Origin of the sequence: Serratia sp. HMSC15F11 (genome assembly GCF_001808215.1) — a bacterium.
Taxonomy (GTDB): domain Bacteria; phylum Pseudomonadota; class Gammaproteobacteria; order Enterobacterales; family Enterobacteriaceae; genus Serratia; species Serratia nevei.
Map to the genome: position 1 here is coordinate 1 of NZ_KV792433.1, position 1,442 is coordinate 1,442.

The following is a 1,442-nucleotide window of genomic DNA, read 5'->3' on the forward strand; positions in this document are numbered from 1 at the left end:
TGAACTGCGCCCCATAAGTTGGACGATGTAAATTCAGGCGGCCTTCATGGCCTGAGTTCGATACTCTACCGGACTCAGGCCTTTTAGCTTCTCTCTGAGGCGGTCGTGGTTGTAGTAATCAATGTAGTGCTCTATTTCTTTTGCCAGGTGCTCAACGTTATCAAAGCGTTGTAAGTAATAAAGCTCCGCTTTCAGATGGCCGAAGAAGTTCTCCATCACCGCATTGTCCAGGCAGTTCCCTTTGCGAGACATGCTCTGCTCTATTCCATGCTCCCGTAACTGATGCTGGTAAGCCTCCATCCGGTAATGCCAGCCCTGGTCGCTGTGCAATACTGGCTGCTCGCCTGGTTTCAGTGTGCTCAGTGCCTTGTCTAGCATCGATTTTACCAGCCTGAACTCCGCCCTGCGCGCCAGTTCATACGCGATGATTTCACCGTTGTACAAGTCAAGAACCGCTGACAGATACAACTTATTTTCCCCCACCTGGAACTCCGTCACATCCGTTACCCATTTTTGATTCGGACACTGGGCGATAAAGTCGCGTTGCAGGAGATTGGGCGCAACCTTACCGACATCCCCCTTATAAGACCGGTACTTCTTGCTGCGTACCGGTGACTTCAACTGCAGTGCCGTCATCAGCTTCCGGACGGTTTTATGATTTAACCGATGCCCTTCCTTCCGCAGAACACAGGCCACGCGGCGATAGCCGTAACGGCCTTTATGGGCGTGGAAGATGGTCTCCACCCGCTGTTTCGTCTCCCGATATTTGTCCGGCCTCTTGCTGTTTTTGCAGCAATAATAATAGGTGCTGCGGGGCAAGGCGCTGACCTGCACTAACAGGCCCAGTCCGTGTTTCTGCCTCAATGCCGTGACGATTTTTGCCCTTTCCGACGCGCTCTGGCATCGTTCTCCTGCATCAAGGCTCTCAACTTTTTTATGTAGTCATTCTGTGCACGCAGGAACGCGATTTCCTCCCGCATCTCTTCCGGCGTCAGTTCATCGGGCGATTTATCGGCATAGGGGGTTTTGGGATGTCGAGACATACGGTGACCACGCTTATCCAGGTTGAGGGCTTCGGCCCCATTCTCCTGATAAAGCTTAACCCAGTGTTCCAGCGTCGTGTATGAAGGAATGTCGAATCTGGCGGCAACGTCCGCTAAGGACAGTGGATTTGAACGGGCAAACTCGACGGCAGCGAGTTTGAACGCTGGCGTGTAGCGCCGACGACGTCCGGGTTGCAGCCCCGATTTGCCATGATGCTGATAAGCGGCAATCCAGCGCCGCAACTGGACATGAGCGACGGAGAACTTCCTGGCAGTCTGCCGTTGGCTGCCAAGCCCGGCAAGGTAATATCGGACGGCATTGAGTTTGTCTTGCAGTGAATACTTCATAAAGCTGCACCTCCAAATGTCAGATGTGTCCAACATTTGGGGTGCAGTTCA

1 protein-coding gene is annotated in these 1,442 nt (G+C 53.1%); it reads right to left on the reverse strand.

Annotation, left to right across the window (positions count from 1 at the left end):
- Positions 1–33: 33 nt before the first annotated feature.
- Positions 34–1,391 (reverse strand): IS3 family transposase gene (locus HMPREF3138_RS26230; protein ID WP_139145131.1). Its coding sequence is split into 2 segments (ribosomal slippage): positions 34–909 and positions 912–1,391, totalling 1,356 coding nucleotides; the frame shifts between segments, so codons are not numbered across the junction.
- Between the last annotated feature and the right edge of the window lie 51 nt (positions 1,392–1,442).